Consider the following 13,958-nt stretch of genomic DNA (forward strand, 5'->3'; position numbering starts at 1 on the left):
CGAGGGCCGCGTGAGGTGATCCGCCGTGACCACCGCCACCGCCGCGTCCCGGCGTAAGCGGCTGATCACGCGGATGACGCTCGCGAGACGGGTGAGTGCATGATGAACACAGCGACGACGGGCCTCGCGGCCGGGATGGCCCTGGGCTTCGCCGGTTACTTCGGCGGCTTCTGGGCATTTCTGCTGGTTCTGGCCCTGGGGACGGCGGGGCTGATCGTCGGCCTCGTCGTGCAGGGCGACCTCGACGTCCGCGGACGGAGGCAGCGGTGAGGACCCGGCCCGGTTCCCCGCCTCCCGGCGAAGGGCCCGGCCCAGTCCCGGCGTGCCGCCCTCGATGCCCTCTGCGAAGGCCCACTCCGAACCGCCCATCGGTCCACCGGCTTCCCTGACATGCCCACCGAGACCCGACTACAGGTCGCCCGCCACAAACCACACCGCGCGGAGTAAGGAGGAGGCCGACCATTCCCGTGTCCACCCCCTTGCGGTCTTTCGCAGTTCACAGGGGAACCGACACTGCTCCTCAAGGGCGAGGTCATGACCATCCTGGGCATCGTTCTGCTCGTCGTCGGCTTCGTCACCGGGATATCCATCCTGTGGGTCCTCGGCGCGATGGGACACGCCGTCGCCGGTCGACGTCACTCCTGGTGATCGGGGTCAGGTCCGGCGGGCGGCCATGCAGGCCGCAGTCGGCCAGCGCACGTCGTAGACCCAGCCGAGGCGTTCGAGGAGGCGGATGAACGCGACGGAGAAGTCGATCCGACCGCGGTCGACGCCGTGCCGGGCGCAGGTGGGGTCGGCGTGGTAGAGGTTGTGTCAGCTCTCGCCGAACGAGAGCAGGGCCAGCGACCACAGGTTGGTGGCCCGGTCGTGGCGACGGGATGGGAGCAATGGCCCGGGTGGATCGGGCGGCGGTCGCACGCTGCTCTGGTCGGTCAGGCTGCGTCGGGAGTTCGTGTGCACAGTTTCTTCGTGAGGAGCCATCCGAGCGTCCACCGTGGCCACGGCGATGACGGGCAGTGAGCGGCAGGGCAGTGGAGGGGGCACGGGCCGGTCGGAGGGGTTCGGGGAGGAGCTTCTGGGGGCTCTGCTGGACCAGGGACACGAGTTGCCGCCGCATCTGCTCGGTCCGCTCGTTGCGCAGCAGGTGGACAGGCTCGGTAGCCGCGAGACCTCGGTTTTCTTGCAGGACTACGGTCAGGTGTGGCTCGTGCCCCTGCCGGGCGACGGGCTGACGGCCGGGGATCCGCAGCCGATCGACGGCTCCGATGCCGGTCGTGCCTTCCAGGTGGCGCGTCGTCTCGAGGTGCCTCAGGCCGATGGTGTACGGGTCTACTCGCCTCTGCTGGACGGCGGCGACCAGGTGGGCGTCCTGGCCGTCACTCTGGACGGGATCGACGACGATGACCGGCGGCTGCTGCGAAGGATCGCCGCTCTGGTGGCCGACATGCTGGTGACCAAGCACGGGTACACCGATCTGTTCTTCCAGGTCCGGCGCAGAGAACCGATGAGTGTGGCGGCGGAAATCCAATGGTCACTGCTGCCGCCGCTGGCCATGTCCACGCCTCGGGTCATGTTGGCCGGAATGCTGGAGCCCGCCTATGACGTGGCCGGCGACAGCTTCGACTACGCCCTCAACGGTGACGTGCTGCATGTGGCCATGGTCGACGCGATGGGGCACGGCCTGGACGCCGCCACGATGGCCACGGTGGCCATCGGCGCCTACCGGCATGCCCGGCGGATCAGCGTCGGCCTGTCGGAGATCTATGCGTTCATGGACCGGGCCATCGCCGAGCAGTTCGGCCCCGACCACTTCGTGACCGCTCAGATGATGCGGCTCGACACAATGACGGGCCGTGTCCAGTGGGTCAACGCGGGACATCCCGCCCCCCTACTGATCCGCGGACACCGTGTTGTCCGGCGGCTCCGCGGCCCGACGACGCTCCCTGTCGGCTTCGGCGGTCACGAGCCCCGGATCAATGAACTGACCCTCGCCCCCGGAGACCGGATCATGTGCTTCACCGACGGGTTGATCGAGGAGCACGATGCCGGTGGTGAGGAATTTGGTGAGGAACAGCTCATCGGCTGGGTGGACCGCATCGAACGTACGGCGTATGAAATCCGGGCCGTGGCCCGTTCCCTCTCCCACACACTCAAACGGGCACGGGGCGGGAGCACGATGGACGACGCGACGCTCCTGCTCATCGAGTGGCGCGGCGCCGACTGATCGGACTCACGGCCGGCACCTGTCGCGCGCGCACTCCATGCATCGGCTGATGATGGGAGTACGGCCGAACACGCGGAGTTGATGATGACGGGGTGGCGTGTCAGAGACTACTCCCAGGACGATCTCGAAGCGGTGATCCGCGTCGATGCGGAGAGCAGCACGGCCGAAGAGCCGCCTCTCTTCCCGCTCTCGGACGCCGTGGCGGCCCTTCAAGCCCTCCACCCTGCGGTGGTGGCCACAGCGGACGAGGTGGTGGTCGGCGCCGCGGTGAGCAGAGTGGAGGGCGACCGGGCATGGATCCTGCGCATCTGCATGGCACCTGCCTGGCGGCACCGGGGGCTGGGCAGCGACCTGATCACCGCCCTGGAGCACCGGCTCTTCGCCGGTGGCGTCCGCGCGGTGCACGCGGTCCTGCCCGAGGGCGAGACCGGTGCCGCCGCTCTGCACAACTGCGGCTTCGGCGCCCGCTCGGGCATGGTCGTCTTCGAGAAGCGCGGGCCGGTGACTCCTCAGGAGGTCAGCATGCTCTCCTCGCTCGGGGCGGAGCTGCCGCCCGGGGGACTGTGGCAGAAGGTCGCGGGCATGCACAGGGAGAAGCAGCTCATCGAGCGCCGCCTGGTCCTGCCACTGGCCCATCCCGAACTGGCCGCCCAGCACGGTGTGGAACTGCCGCGAGCGGTGATGCTGTTCGGTCCGCCCGGGACCGGCAAGAGTACGTTCGCGCACGCGATCGCCGGCCGCCTGGGCTGGCCCTTTCTCGAACTGTTCCCCGCACGTCTGGCTGCCGAGTACGGTCTGGCGAGCGGGCTGAGCCGGCGCTTCGACGAGATCGCCCAGCTCGACCACGTCCTGGTCTTCATCGACGAGGTCGAGGAGGTCGCCGGTGAACGCAGTGGTGCGGACGCGACCGCGGTCGGCGTCGTCAACGAGCTGCTCAAGGCGATCGTCCGGTTCCGAACCCAGGACGGGCGGCTGCTCGTCTGCGCCACGAACAACGTGACCACCCTCGACCCGGCCTTCCTGCGGCACGGTCGCTTCGACTACGTGCTGCCCATCGGCCCTCCCGACCACAGCGCCAGGACCGCACTGTGGAGGAGCTACCTGGCCCGAGCGGGCGCCCAGGCCGACAGCGCGGCACTCTCGTCCGCCAGCGAGGGGTTCACCCCCGCCGACATCGCCCACGTGGCACGTACTGTCTCCCAGGCCCAGTTCGAGCGCACCTTCGACACCGGAGCCCGGACCCTGCCCACCACGGACGACTACCTGGCCACGATCCGCGACACCCAGCCCACGGTCAGCAGCGCCACGGCTCAGGAGTTCGCCGAGCAGACCGAGAAGTTCGCCCGTATCTAGCGTCCCGACTTCCGGAGATCCGGTCTGCGACGGAGGTGTCAGTTCGGCGGAGACGGCGTGTCGATGAGGATCTGTTCGGCCCCGGTGACGTTGTCGGCCCGGACGGCCCTGGCCATCGCGGCGCGTGCCGCGTCAGGCATCGTGTCCGGCGGTACTACCAGCAGGGAGAAATGGTCCCGGTCGCCTCGGGTGATGAGGACGGTGTCGTCACCGACCGGGAAGGAGTCGATGTGCACGACTCGGCCGTCGATCACCAGCCGTGTCGGCAGTTCGTCCCAGGCGCTGGCGTCCAGACCGACGCGGGTGACGGGTCCGAGATGCTCGGTCAACGCGGTGATCAGCGAGGGCAGCTCGGCACCGATGTCCCGGGACCGCGGCCACCAGGCACCGTCCAGGATTCCCTCACGCGCGTGTGTCGTCTCCAGTCTCAGCAGAGCCGTCCCGGGGCTCACCGGCTGGTGGACGGCGTCCGGCAGCAACCTGGGAGTGTCGGAGGTGTCGGAGTCGGTCATGGTGTCCGCCCGTCCTTCGTATGCCGGTCGCACGCCCTGCGGCCGCACGGTCTCTACGGACGGCGGCTCAGTCACGCTCTTTCTCTTCTGTCTCCATCTGCCGAATCCCCTGGTGCGTCAACGTGATCCTTGCGGGCGTGTCACCCCTCCCCCAGTCGACGACGACCCAGCCTTTGCCCGCCAGGTACGTACAGGCAGCGGCCAGATCCTGCTCAGGGATGCCGAGATCGGTGCGGAGCTTCGCCCCGTCGACGCCCAGGAGACGATTGCCCTCGGCGGCTTGGTACAGAGCCCGCATGATCTTCTCGCGGTACGTCTTCCGCTCACGCAGTATCCCCATGACATGCCGTCCTCTACGGCCCCCGGTCGGGCCGAAGTCGATGTCATCCGCGGTCGCTGTCGCGGTGGGGCGTGCCAGGGCGGTCGCGTCCACCGTCGGCCGGCGGTGCCTCCGGGTCCGGCGGCCGATCCCCGGCAGAGCATCGCTGTAGTGGAAGGCAGCGATCCGTCCGTCGTGCTGAGCGTTGAGCCGGTGGATCAGAGCGACTCCGATGGCGATCAGAACGAGCAGTGCGGCCACGGCGATGACAGTCATGGTCCTCTCACCTCCGTTGACCGGCGGGCGAACGCCCTGTCGAGCCGATGGGCCGGGGCAGGGACGACGGCGGACCTGCCCCGCCGTCGGTCTCCCACGCTTCTTCCCTGCTTCGGGTATCGATCCTGTCTGCTGCTTCCTCCCGGCCCGGGGCATCGATGCCGTCACCGGCCATCAGCCGTGCGGCGGCATCCACACCGGTTTCCGGCGGAACCACCAGCACGTCCCGGCGGCCACTGGTGGAAAAAAGGGTCATCCGGTGCGGGTCCTGCTCCTCGGTGGACCAGCCCACACGCACGGTGCGCCCGGCGCCGGACACCCAACTCGGGATGACGGGCCAGTGGTCCGGGTTCACCGTGACACCTGTGATGCGGCCCCAGAGGTCGCCCAGTGCGGCTGTCAAGTCCGGCAGCTCACGGGTGAGGGCACGGGAGCGAGGCCACCACATGCCGTCCAGCCCGCCCGGCGCGGGCGTCAGGCACAGGCGAGCGGGCAGCGACGGTGCGCGCCTGCTCGATGCCGTACGGTCGATGATCACGGTCATGGCGCGAACCTGCCCCCGGGCTCGTGGGGCGGCCCGGCGTTGTCAATCACCAGAAACGGCACCCACAGCGGAGCCGGTGCGCGAAGAACTCCCGGTGTCTTCACACTACTCCGCTTGCTGGCCCGAAAAGCCGTGGCTGACCAGGTACTTTCCTGCCTCGGGACCTGGCCCCCGGCGCCCAGTGGCGAGCCGGGACAAAGCCAGTCCTTGCGCTCAGGCACGCCCTTGAGAGCGGTTAACCGGGGGTAACGGAGGTGCGCTCCGGCCCCGAGCGGTCCGGCATCAGCCACGTCTGCCCCCGGACGGGACAGCAGTCCGCACACAGTCCGCAGGACATCCGTTCAAGACCGTCGCACCCCATCGCCAGCAATCGGCAAAAGGCCAGGTCAGCGACCCCCAGGGAAGATCCCTGCAGGCCCCCGACCCGGCCCGTTACTAGGAGACCAAGAAGGCCTGACCCACCGGTCAAGTTGTACCGACCCGCGATGTCTCCTCCCATCGCCAGGTCCCCCGCCCGCACCCGGCCCGCAGACCGCCACCACCCCGGCGCCCCTGACGGCCGGGTGCGGTCGTCTTCGGCGACGGCGGACAGAGACGAAACCGTCCCCCCGCACGGCAGGCGCCGGCTCATCGACAGCCTGCTTCACCATGACGCGCGTGTGGATCCTGCCGATGCCGCTTGTGCTCAGCGGCTCAGTCGTCGCGACAGGGCTGACCCTCAGGGGAAGCCCCGGCAGGGCCGTGGCACTCCTCCTGCTGTTCGCGCTGCTCGCAGGCGTGAACTCGCCGCTGATCTTCCCGAGGTCGATCGGCGCACTGGAGGCGCAAAGCCGCAGCGAGGCCGACGGTCGGCCAATCGTCTTCTGGCGGCCGGGCTGCGTCTCCTGTCTGCGCCTGCGCATCCGGTTGGGCCGGGGCGCCCGTCGGCTGCACTGGGTCGACATCTGGCGCGACCCCGCCGGCGCGGCGACCGTGAGGGCTGCCAACGACGGCAACGAGACCGTGCCCACGGTCGTCGTGGCAGGCCGGCTCCCCGTCAACCCCGACCCTGAATGGGTACGGGAACAGCTCGCGCGTTCCGCGTGACCGGGAGCCGTTCCCAGGTGGTCAGCCCGGACCCGCTTCCGGCACCCGGGCCGTGCTTCCGGTGTGCTCGGGCCGGGGGGAATCGGCGAGTTCGCGGCCGGGGTTCCTGTCGCAGTCCGGGTTGCCGCATGCTCCTGGGACCCAGGTCGGGACCCAGATGCCCAGCGTCTTATGACGCCGGACGACCATCTCCACTGGCTGTCCGCAGGAGGGACAGACCGGTTCGTCGCTGCCCATAACCCCCAGGGTAGGCCCGACGCCGGTTCAGCGCTTCCTGCTGTACGTGCGCACCAGCACCCCGTTCTTGAACGTACGCACCGACTCGAGGGCGAACTCCGTCACCGAGAAGCCCGCGCCGAACATCGGCATGCCGGTGCCCTGCACGATCGGGTACGTCTTGATGACCAGCTCGTCGATCTCGTCGAGCAGCTCACCGGCAAGCACGGAACCACCGCACAGGTAGATGCCGAGCCCACTGTCCTCGGCCTTCAGCTCCCGGACCCGGCCCACCAGATCGTCGGCGATGATCTCGACGTTCGGGTCGGGCGACTCCTTCAGCGTGTGCGAGGCGACGTACTCGCGCAGGTGGGCGTAAGGGCTGGTGATGCCCTCCTTCAGGGCGATGTCGTAGCTTGCGCGGCCCTGGACGATCGTGTCGAACCGCTGGTTCGGCAGGTCGTCGATGCCGAGCGGGCGGCGGCCGTGGGTGGAGAGGGTCTCCGGGTATTCCGTCTTGAGGAACGCGAGGAACTCCTCGTCGACGAAGCGCATCATCGCCGACGCGTCGCCCTCCGGGTCCCCGATGAATCCGTCGATGGAGCAGGCGATGAAGTAGGTGAGCTTTCGCAACACGGTCTCTTTCCGTAGGCTGCCTCGTCCATGAACCACTCCAGTTGTAGTACTTCATTTGTAGTGGTTTCAAGGGGTCTACCGACGCGGGTCGGGCATCGAGGCAAGTGAGGAAAGGGACTCCACATGGTCGCCAACCCTGAACGCCGCACGGCCCTGGTCGATGCCGGGGTCGAGGTACTCGCCCGCGAAGGGGCCCGGGGACTGACGTTCCGCGCTGTGGACGCGCAGGCCGGAGTGCCGGTGGGCACCGCCTCCAACTACTTCGTCGGACGGGACGACCTGCTGCGCCAGATCGACTCCCGGCTGCACATACGGCTCGCGCCCGACCCCGCGGTCGTCGCCGAGCTGCTGACCCGGCCGCGGGACCGCTCGCTCGTCGCCGCGTTCATGCACGACCTGATGGCGCGTGCGACCGGTGACCGCACGGGCTGGCTGGCCCTGCTGGAGATGCGGCTGGAGGCCACCCGGCGCCCCGGGCTGCTCGCCTCCTACACCGCCTCGGTCCGTGGCGACCTCGTGGAGGGCATGGAGTTCCAGCGGGCCGCCGGGCTTCCGGGCGGCGACGAGACGGTGGCGGTGCTGTACCTGGCCATGCTCGGGCTGATCCTGGAGCACCTGACGCTGCCGGGCGTCCTGGACGGCGTACTGCCCGGGGTGAGCGTGCCGGACGGGCTCGTGGACCGGATCGTGGCGACGATCGTGCCGGAGACGGCGGAGGAACAAGGTGAGGAACGGACTCAGGAATAGCGCGCGCCGGGCGGTTCTGCGGGCTCCCTGACGGGGAGTGCGGCGGAAGGGGCGGTCGGGGCCTCTCCCGCCCCGCGTTCGGCTCCCGCGGGCCACACGATCTCCACGGGGATGTTCCGGGCTCGGGCGTACGTCACCAGGTGGGCGGTGGCGTCACGGCCGTTGGATGGGGAGCCGTCCCAGACCGCCAGCAGCAGGCCGCTGGTGGCGATCATCCGCTCGTCCGCGCCGACGCAGGAATCCCGGTGGTTCGGGTCGTACGACAGGAGCCGCGCCTGGTCGGCGAGGTTCAGCAGTTCACCGGTGGCCATCCGGTCGCGCCGGGGCGGCATGGCGGGGACGTCGTTGTACGTGGGGATGACCACGACCAGGCGACGGCCCGACGCACTCGCCGCCCGGCCGAACGCCAGCGGCGCTCCCGCACCGCAGCGCACCATGACCGGCCTCGGCTCGGCGTGCTGCTCCAGTTGCTCCAACCGCTCCTGGAACGCGGACTCCACCAGCGCGAGTGTGTGCGGGGTCAGATCGGCATGCCCGACCGCCGCGATCTCCCTGCCCGCCGCCCCGCCGCCCGGCACCTGGTCGCCCGCCGTCCCGTTGTCGCGCGCCGTTGTGCTCATCTCGCCCCTGACAGTCCTCGCCGACCGGTCCTCGCGAGGGCCAGTGAAGCGGGTACGCACGCCGGCAGCCAGGGCCGAACGTCCCTGATGGGACAGAAAACCGGCCCGATCGGGCTCAGCCGGGCCCGGTCAGGCGCGGGCGGGGCGCCGGCCGGTCACGGGGTGCGGGGTTCGCGCCACATCGGCCACATGTGGGGGCCGTCCGGGAGCGGCAGAGGCTCACCGGCCGGGGCGAAACCGAGGCGTTCGTACAGCAGGCGGCTGCGGACACTGCTCGCCTCCAGATAGGCCGGCAGCCCCTCGTGGTCGCAGCGGTCGAGGACCGAACCGATGAGCGCGGTGCCGAGCCCCTCGCCCTGACGGCCGGGCGCCACGCCGATCATCCACAGGTACTCGTGGGCCCGCCCGGTGGGGTGGACGCCCGCCGTCAGCCGGCCTATCATCTCCACCCGCTCGTTCTGCGGGTCGACGGCCTGGCGCACCTGCGCCGGACCCTCGTCGTCCGCCGGGCCCCCGGCGTCGTGGTCGTCCGCCGGCATCGACATCCACAGCGCGCACGCCGCGCCGTCCTCCGTGACGTCGATGCGTCCCTCGGCGAGCACGATGTCGGTGAAAGCTCCCATCAGCCTGTGGTGCGTCGTACGGCGGTACTCCGTGCCCGGAAAGACCCAGCCACTGACCGGGTCGTCCTGGAACGCCTCGTCCAGGAGCCGGACCAGCAGCTCCCGGTCCCCGTCCCCAGCCGTCCGGATCGCCACACCCATGCCCGCCCTCCTTCTCAACCCTCTTCTATCGTACGGGGGTTGACCCTATCGGGACGACGATGCCCGACGGGAGGGCGACTACAGCCGCCCGCCGGAAGCCCCCTGTCCCTGCCGCAACAGGGGCAGGGACAGGGGGCACCGCGAGGTTGGCGGGCCCCGCACCCCGTGGGGGACGCCGTTGGCTAATCCGGCGGACGGGGGGCATGGTCCCGCGGGCTGTGTCACTTTCCCGGAAAGTGACACAGCCCGCGGCCGGAGCACCCCGGGCCACCGGCACGGGCTCACGAGGGCCCGGAATCGCCGGAAGGGTTTAACCAACAGCATCCGTAGGGAAGTGCGGGGCCGCCGGGCCAAAACCACGGTGGCCGTACGGGGCCAGGGTCCCGCACGCCCCTGGGGCAGCCCGGTGTCCCGGGCCGCCCTGCCTAGGTGGTGCGCCGTGTCACGAACTCGGCGAGGGCCAGCAGTCCGCCCGCCGCCTCCGGGTCCGGCACCGCGCGGGCGAGTTCCTGCATCACCCGGACCATGCGGTCGGCAGCCTGGGCCTGCGCCCAGTCGCGGCCGCCCGCCCGTTCCACGGTCAGGGCGATGCGCTCCAGGTCCTCCTCCGCATGCGGGGCCGCGTACAGTGCGGCGAGTTCGGATGCTGCCGGGGTGCCGGAGGTGAGCGCGGCGACCACCGGCAGGGACTTCTTGCGGGCGGCCAGATCCGCGCCGGCGGGCTTGCCGGTACGCATCGGGTCTCCCCATATGCCGATCACGTCGTCGATCAGCTGGAAGGCCAGTCCCGCCTCACGGCCGAACGCGTCCAGTGCCGCCACGTCCGCCGCCCCGGCGTCCGCGTACAGCGCGCCGAGCGCGCAGGCGCAGCCGAGCAGCGCGCCCGTTTTCGCCTCGGCCATGGACAGCGTCTCGTCGAGGGTGACCTCGCCGGGAGCGCGCCCTTCCATGGCCGTGTCCACCTGCTGCCCCGCGCACAGTTCCACGACGCAGTCCGCGAGCCGGGCCACCGCGGCCGGGGCCGACGGGTGCGCGTCCTGTGCGAGCAACCGCAGGGCGAGGGCGTGGAGGGCGTCCCCTGCGAGGATCGCGTCGGCATCGCCGAACACGGTCCATGCGGTGGGCCGGTGGCGCCGGGTGGTGTCCCGGTCCATCACGTCGTCGTGCAGCAACGTGAAGTTGTGCACCAGTTCCACCGCGGCGGCTGCCCGGACGGCCGTCGCCCGTGCCGCGGGGCCGCCGAGGGTGGAGGCCGCGGCGAGGACCAGTGCGGGGCGGATCGCCTTGCCGGAGCCGCCGGTGGCCGGGGTCCCGTCCGCGTGCTCCCAGCCGAAGTGGTAGCGGGCGATCCGGCGCAGCGGGCCGGGCAGCGAGCCGATGGCGGCCCGCAGCACCGGGTCGACCTCGGCCCGCGCCCGCTCCAGCAGAATCGTCGCCTCGTGACTCTCGGCGGGGCGGTGCTCGTCCTCCGTCTCCGTGGTGGCCTCGGTCATGGAATCCGTCATGAACTCACCTCTGGACCCGTCTCGGAGGATGAGCGGAGGTGGTGCTTCCGCCGACGTCGCGCGCGTACTCCCAGGGTGTACCCGTCCGGGTGGGCGGGTACGCGGCGTGCGAGCCGAGAGATCCCGGAGGGTCACCGCCAGCGACCGATCTCGACGTTCTCCAGGACGCCGAGCGCATCCGGCACCAGGACCGCGGCCGAGTAGTAGGCCGTGACCAGGTATTTGATGATGGCCTGTTCGTTGACGCCCATGAACCGCACGGACAGGCTCGGCTCGATCTCGTCGGGGATGCCGAAGGCCCGCAGACCGATGACGCCCTGGTCCTCCTCGCCGGTACGCAGGGCGATGATGGAGGTCGTCCGCTCCTCGGTCACCGGGATCTTGTTGCACGGGAAGATGGGCACGCCCCGCCAGGTGGGGATGCGGTTGCCGGCCATGTCGATGGTCTCCGGGACCAGCCCCCGCTTGTTGAGCTCGCGGCCGATGGCGGAGATCGCGCGCGGATGGGCGAGGAGCAGCTTGGTGCCGCGCCGCCTGCTGAGCAGTTCGTCCAGGTCATCGGGGGCGGGTACGCCGTCGTGCGGCTGGATCCGCTGGTCGTACTCGCAGTTGTGCAGCAGGCCGAAGCCGCGGTTGTTGACGAGTTCGTGCTCCTGGCGCTCCTTCAACGCCTCGACGGTCAGCCTGATCTGCTGCTCCGTCTGGTTCATGGGCTGGTTGTAGAGGTCGGCCACGCGTGAGTGGATGCGCAGCACGGTCTGGGCGACGCTCAGTTCGTACTCGCGGGGCCTGGCCTCGTAGTCGACGAAGGTGTGCGGGATGTCGGGTTCGCCGCTGTGGTCGGCCGCGAGGTCGATCTCCTGCTCGCCGTACTTGTTGGTGCGCCGGCTGGGAGCCGAGCGCTGCTGCTGGAGGTGTTCGCTCAGTGTCTCGGCTCGCTCGGCGACCTGCTGGACGGCGTCACGCGGCAGGACGAGCACGGTGCAGGCGGTCAGGGTGCGGGCGGTGTACTCCCAGATGGCGCCCTCGTCCAGCAGCGCCTGATCGCCGAAGTAGGCGCCGTCGGCGAGGACTCCGAGGGACTCGTCGCTGCCGTAGGGGCCGGTGCCGATCTTCTCGACCCTGCCGTGCGCCAGCAGGAACACCTCGTCGGCCGGGTTGCCGAACGAGGCGATCACCTGTCCGGCCTCGATCTCCCGCTGCCGGCAGCGGGCGGCCAGCTCCGAGAGCACCTCCTCGTCCTCGTACGACCGCAGGGCCGGCAGCTCCCCCAGCTCGGCCGGGATGACCTCGACGCGGTCACCGGTCTTCACGAATGTCACGCGTCCGTCGCCGACGGCGTATGTCAGCCGCCGGTTCACCCGGTACGTACCGCCCTGCACGTCCACCCAGGGCAGCATGCGCAGCAGCCAGCGCGAGCTGATCTCCTGCATCTGCGGTACGGACTTGGTGGTGGTGGCCAGGTTCCGCGCCGCGGCCGTGCCGAGGCTCTGCTGCTGCCGGGTCTGCTCGGTGCGGACCTCTTCGCCTACCGACATAAAGAATTGCCCTCCCAGTTGTGACCGGCACCCATCCGTGCCGGGTGCCGGTCTCCGCGGCAAAGCCTTCCTCACGGAACGTGCTCGCGGTATTACCCGAATGAGCGGGAATGGATCTTCAACTGTGTGGGCATTCATGGGGATTCCGTTCAGCGGCATCCCCGGGGCCGAACATTGTCCGGATCGGCTCGTACAGAGACCGAACGATTGGTTGCGTTCGCTCCGTTTAGGTACAAGCACCGGTACGAGACGGCTGCGACCGGCAGGCGTCGCGCTGCGAGAAGGAGGCGCGGCCCATGGCCCCACCCATGTCCGCGAGCGCGTTCCTGAGCGCTCTGAAGGCGGAGGGCCTCACGGTCGTCGAGGTCGGCGACTGGCGCGATCACAACCGCAACCACAAGGGCCCCTGGGGGCCGGTGCACGGCGTGATGATCCACCACACGGTCACCCAGGGCAGCGCCCGGACCGTGGACCTGTGCCGCAAGGGCTACTCGGGCCTGCCGGGGCCTCTGTGCCACGGCGTCATCACCAAGGACGGCAAGGTTCACCTCGTCGGCTACGGCCGTGCCAACCACGCCGGCCTGGGCGACGACGATGTCCTGCGCGCGGTGATCGCGGAGAAGGGGCTGCCCGCGGACAACGAGCAGAACACCGACGGCAACCGGCACTTCTACGGCTTCGAGTGCGAGAACCTGGGCGACGGGAAGGATCCCTGGCCCCCGGCGCAGTTGGAGGCCATCGAGAGAGCCGCCGCCGCGGTCTGCCGCCACCATGGCTGGAACGAGCGGTCGGTGATCGGGCACCTGGAGTGGCAGCCCGGAAAGGTGGACCCGCACGGGTTCACGATGACGTCGATGCGGAAGCGGATCCGCGACCGGCTCAAGTGACGCACGCGGGCACACGCGCGTGCGGGAGGAGGAGGGCCGGGACCGGGCCGGCGACAATCCGTCGGAAGCTGTCGCCCGACCCCCTGGGGGTGCGGCACACCGGCTTCCAGCGTGGCGAGTCGCCCCAGGTCGTCCCAGGTGAAGGCCCCGCCATGCAGTACGTCGCCCCCCTGGCCATCGGTGTTCTCCACGCCCTGCTGATGCCCTTCGTCCGCGAGCCGCACCGGCGACGCCTGAACGCCGTCGTGCTCGCCGGTGCGGGCGCCGCCCACCTCGGCGGGGGCGGCCTGGGCGGCTGGGAGTTCGCCTTCACCGCGCTGATCGCCTACGTCGCGTTCCGTGGCCTGGGTTCGTGGGCGTTCGTCGGCATCGGCCGGCTGCCGCACACCGCGTGGGACGTCGTCCACCCCTTCAAGGGCAACCCCATCATCCCGTTCGCCCCCACCTCGTCGCTGGGCTGCGCGCTCTGCGACCCGGTGATCGTCCTGTGGTGTCTTGAGGGAGGCCCGTCCCTGATCGACCTCGTCCGACGTCGACGGCGCGGGCACCGCCCCGGCACCGGGGAATCCACGCCCGCCGGGCACCCCGGCACCGGGGCGCCGGTCCCGAGCGGCAGTTCGGGCTGACGGCGCACATCGGCCACGCGTTCGCCCGGAACCCGGCCGGCAACGACGAAATCCAGCCATGCTCACTCCCCCGCCCGGCCCACCCGGCGCCCTGTCGCCCCCGCC

Annotated in this window: 15 protein-coding genes and 1 pseudogene; 7 read left to right on the plus strand and 9 right to left on the minus strand. The window is 70.3% G+C overall.

What is annotated here, in order from left to right; all coding sequences use genetic code 11:
- Positions 1-99 precede the first annotated feature (99 nt).
- Positions 100-270, plus strand: coding sequence for a hypothetical protein (locus ACFPZI_RS23805; RefSeq protein WP_381366943.1), 171 nt, complete (start codon positions 100-102; stop codon positions 268-270).
- A 384-nt stretch (positions 271-654) separates the two neighbouring features.
- On the opposite strand, the pseudogene ACFPZI_RS23810 reads toward ACFPZI_RS23805, so the two are convergent.
- Positions 655-879: pseudogene (locus ACFPZI_RS23810) on the minus strand (acyl-CoA desaturase); the annotation flags it as partial.
- A 127-nt stretch (positions 880-1,006) separates the two neighbouring features.
- Here ACFPZI_RS23810 and ACFPZI_RS23815 point away from each other — a divergent pair.
- Together ACFPZI_RS23815 and ACFPZI_RS23820 are read left to right on the plus strand one after the other, a co-directional pair.
- Positions 1,007-2,224, plus strand: a complete 1,218-nt coding sequence (locus ACFPZI_RS23815) for a PP2C family protein-serine/threonine phosphatase (RefSeq protein ID WP_381366445.1) — start codon at positions 1,007-1,009, stop codon at positions 2,222-2,224.
- Between the two features lie 84 nt (positions 2,225-2,308).
- On the plus strand, positions 2,309-3,577 hold the full coding sequence (locus ACFPZI_RS23820; protein ID WP_381215154.1) for an ATP-binding protein: 1,269 nt from the start codon (positions 2,309-2,311) through the stop codon (positions 3,575-3,577).
- 38 nt (positions 3,578-3,615) lie between these two features.
- Here the strand turns inward: ACFPZI_RS23820 and ACFPZI_RS23825 are convergent, their stop codons facing one another.
- From ACFPZI_RS23825 to ACFPZI_RS23835, 3 genes are all read right to left on the minus strand, one after another.
- On the minus strand, positions 3,616-4,089 hold the full coding sequence (locus ACFPZI_RS23825) for a DUF5994 family protein (protein ID WP_381215157.1): 474 nt from the start codon (positions 4,087-4,089) through the stop codon (positions 3,616-3,618).
- Between the two features lie 67 nt (positions 4,090-4,156).
- Positions 4,157-4,429 (minus strand): hypothetical protein, encoded by a 273-nt coding sequence (locus ACFPZI_RS23830; protein ID WP_381215522.1) that lies wholly within the window; start codon positions 4,427-4,429, stop codon positions 4,157-4,159.
- Between the two features lie 262 nt (positions 4,430-4,691).
- A complete protein-coding gene (locus tag ACFPZI_RS23835; RefSeq protein ID WP_381215160.1) occupies positions 4,692-5,228 on the minus strand; it encodes a DUF5994 family protein in 537 nt (178 codons plus the stop codon).
- Between the two features lie 648 nt (positions 5,229-5,876).
- Between ACFPZI_RS23835 and ACFPZI_RS23840 the strand changes: the two genes are divergently transcribed.
- Positions 5,877-6,314, plus strand: coding sequence for a thioredoxin domain-containing protein (locus ACFPZI_RS23840; protein WP_381366450.1), 438 nt, complete (start codon positions 5,877-5,879; stop codon positions 6,312-6,314).
- Positions 6,315-6,578: 264 nt separating this feature from the next.
- Here the strand turns inward: ACFPZI_RS23840 and ACFPZI_RS23845 are convergent, their stop codons facing one another.
- Entirely contained in the window at positions 6,579-7,163 is a 585-nt protein-coding gene (locus ACFPZI_RS23845) for a dihydrofolate reductase family protein (RefSeq protein WP_381366914.1), read from the minus strand.
- A gap of 126 nt (positions 7,164-7,289) precedes the next feature.
- Here ACFPZI_RS23845 and ACFPZI_RS23850 point away from each other — a divergent pair, with 126 nt between their 5' ends.
- Positions 7,290-7,913 carry a TetR/AcrR family transcriptional regulator gene (locus tag ACFPZI_RS23850; RefSeq protein WP_381366453.1) on the plus strand — a complete coding sequence of 208 codons (624 nt, stop codon included), beginning with the start codon at positions 7,290-7,292 and terminating at the stop codon, positions 7,911-7,913.
- On the opposite strand, the gene ACFPZI_RS23855 is transcribed toward ACFPZI_RS23850, so the two are convergent.
- The 4 genes from ACFPZI_RS23855 to ACFPZI_RS23870 all read right to left on the minus strand — a co-directional run bounded on the left by ACFPZI_RS23855 (position 7,904) and on the right by ACFPZI_RS23870 (position 12,340).
- Positions 7,904-8,533 carry a hypothetical protein gene (locus tag ACFPZI_RS23855; RefSeq protein WP_381366456.1) on the minus strand — a complete coding sequence of 210 codons (630 nt, stop codon included), beginning with the start codon at positions 8,531-8,533 and terminating at the stop codon, positions 7,904-7,906. The genes ACFPZI_RS23850 and ACFPZI_RS23855 overlap by 10 nt on opposite strands.
- 155 nt (positions 8,534-8,688) lie before the next feature.
- A complete protein-coding gene (locus ACFPZI_RS23860; protein WP_381366459.1) occupies positions 8,689-9,297 on the minus strand; it encodes a GNAT family N-acetyltransferase in 609 nt (202 codons plus the stop codon).
- A 425-nt stretch (positions 9,298-9,722) separates the two neighbouring features.
- Positions 9,723-10,802, minus strand: a complete 1,080-nt coding sequence (locus ACFPZI_RS23865) for a family 2 encapsulin nanocompartment cargo protein polyprenyl transferase (RefSeq protein ID WP_381366462.1) — start codon at positions 10,800-10,802, stop codon at positions 9,723-9,725.
- 131 nt (positions 10,803-10,933) lie between these two features.
- A complete protein-coding gene (locus tag ACFPZI_RS23870; protein ID WP_381366465.1) occupies positions 10,934-12,340 on the minus strand; it encodes a family 2B encapsulin nanocompartment shell protein in 1,407 nt (468 codons plus the stop codon).
- A 308-nt stretch (positions 12,341-12,648) separates the two neighbouring features.
- Between ACFPZI_RS23870 and ACFPZI_RS23875 the strand changes: the two genes are divergently transcribed.
- The gene (locus tag ACFPZI_RS23875) at positions 12,649-13,227 is read left to right on the plus strand and encodes an N-acetylmuramoyl-L-alanine amidase (protein WP_381366917.1); all 579 of its coding nucleotides are present in this window, start codon (positions 12,649-12,651) and stop codon (positions 13,225-13,227) included.
- Positions 13,228-13,379: 152 nt separating this feature from the next.
- Complete coding sequence (locus ACFPZI_RS23880; RefSeq protein ID WP_381366468.1) at positions 13,380-13,853, plus strand: DUF6010 family protein; 474 nt, start codon at positions 13,380-13,382, stop codon at positions 13,851-13,853.
- The last annotated feature ends 105 nt before the right edge of the window (positions 13,854-13,958 follow it).

This window comes from Streptomyces chlorus (assembly GCF_042655885.1).
GTDB classification, from domain to species: domain Bacteria; phylum Actinomycetota; class Actinomycetes; order Streptomycetales; family Streptomycetaceae; genus Streptomyces; species Streptomyces chlorus.

Excerpts from the sequence above, each read along its gene's own strand:
- ACFPZI_RS23815 (WP_381366445.1), top strand. The coding sequence starts at position 1,007 with ATGACGGGCAGTGAGCGGCAGGGCAGTGGAGGGGGCACGGGCCGGTCG.
- ACFPZI_RS23875 (WP_381366917.1), top strand. The coding sequence starts at position 12,649 with ATGTCCGCGAGCGCGTTCCTGAGCGCTCTGAAGGCGGAGGGCCTCACG.
- ACFPZI_RS23835 (WP_381215160.1), bottom strand. The coding sequence starts at position 5,228 with ATGACCGTGATCATCGACCGTACGGCATCGAGCAGGCGCGCACCGTCG.
- ACFPZI_RS23855 (WP_381366456.1), bottom strand. The coding sequence starts at position 8,533 with ATGAGCACAACGGCGCGCGACAACGGGACGGCGGGCGACCAGGTGCCG.
- ACFPZI_RS23860 (WP_381366459.1), bottom strand. The coding sequence starts at position 9,297 with ATGGGTGTGGCGATCCGGACGGCTGGGGACGGGGACCGGGAGCTGCTG.
- ACFPZI_RS23865 (WP_381366462.1), bottom strand. The coding sequence starts at position 10,802 with ATGACGGATTCCATGACCGAGGCCACCACGGAGACGGAGGACGAGCAC.
- ACFPZI_RS23805 (WP_381366943.1), top strand. The coding sequence starts at position 100 with ATGATGAACACAGCGACGACGGGCCTCGCGGCCGGGATGGCCCTGGGC.
- ACFPZI_RS23840 (WP_381366450.1), top strand. The coding sequence starts at position 5,877 with ATGACGCGCGTGTGGATCCTGCCGATGCCGCTTGTGCTCAGCGGCTCA.
- ACFPZI_RS23830 (WP_381215522.1), bottom strand. The coding sequence starts at position 4,429 with ATGGGGATACTGCGTGAGCGGAAGACGTACCGCGAGAAGATCATGCGG.
- ACFPZI_RS23870 (WP_381366465.1), bottom strand. The coding sequence starts at position 12,340 with ATGTCGGTAGGCGAAGAGGTCCGCACCGAGCAGACCCGGCAGCAGCAG.
- ACFPZI_RS23850 (WP_381366453.1), top strand. The coding sequence starts at position 7,290 with ATGGTCGCCAACCCTGAACGCCGCACGGCCCTGGTCGATGCCGGGGTC.
- ACFPZI_RS23825 (WP_381215157.1), bottom strand. The coding sequence starts at position 4,089 with ATGACCGACTCCGACACCTCCGACACTCCCAGGTTGCTGCCGGACGCC.
- ACFPZI_RS23820 (WP_381215154.1), top strand. The coding sequence starts at position 2,309 with ATGACGGGGTGGCGTGTCAGAGACTACTCCCAGGACGATCTCGAAGCG.
- ACFPZI_RS23880 (WP_381366468.1), top strand. The coding sequence starts at position 13,380 with ATGCAGTACGTCGCCCCCCTGGCCATCGGTGTTCTCCACGCCCTGCTG.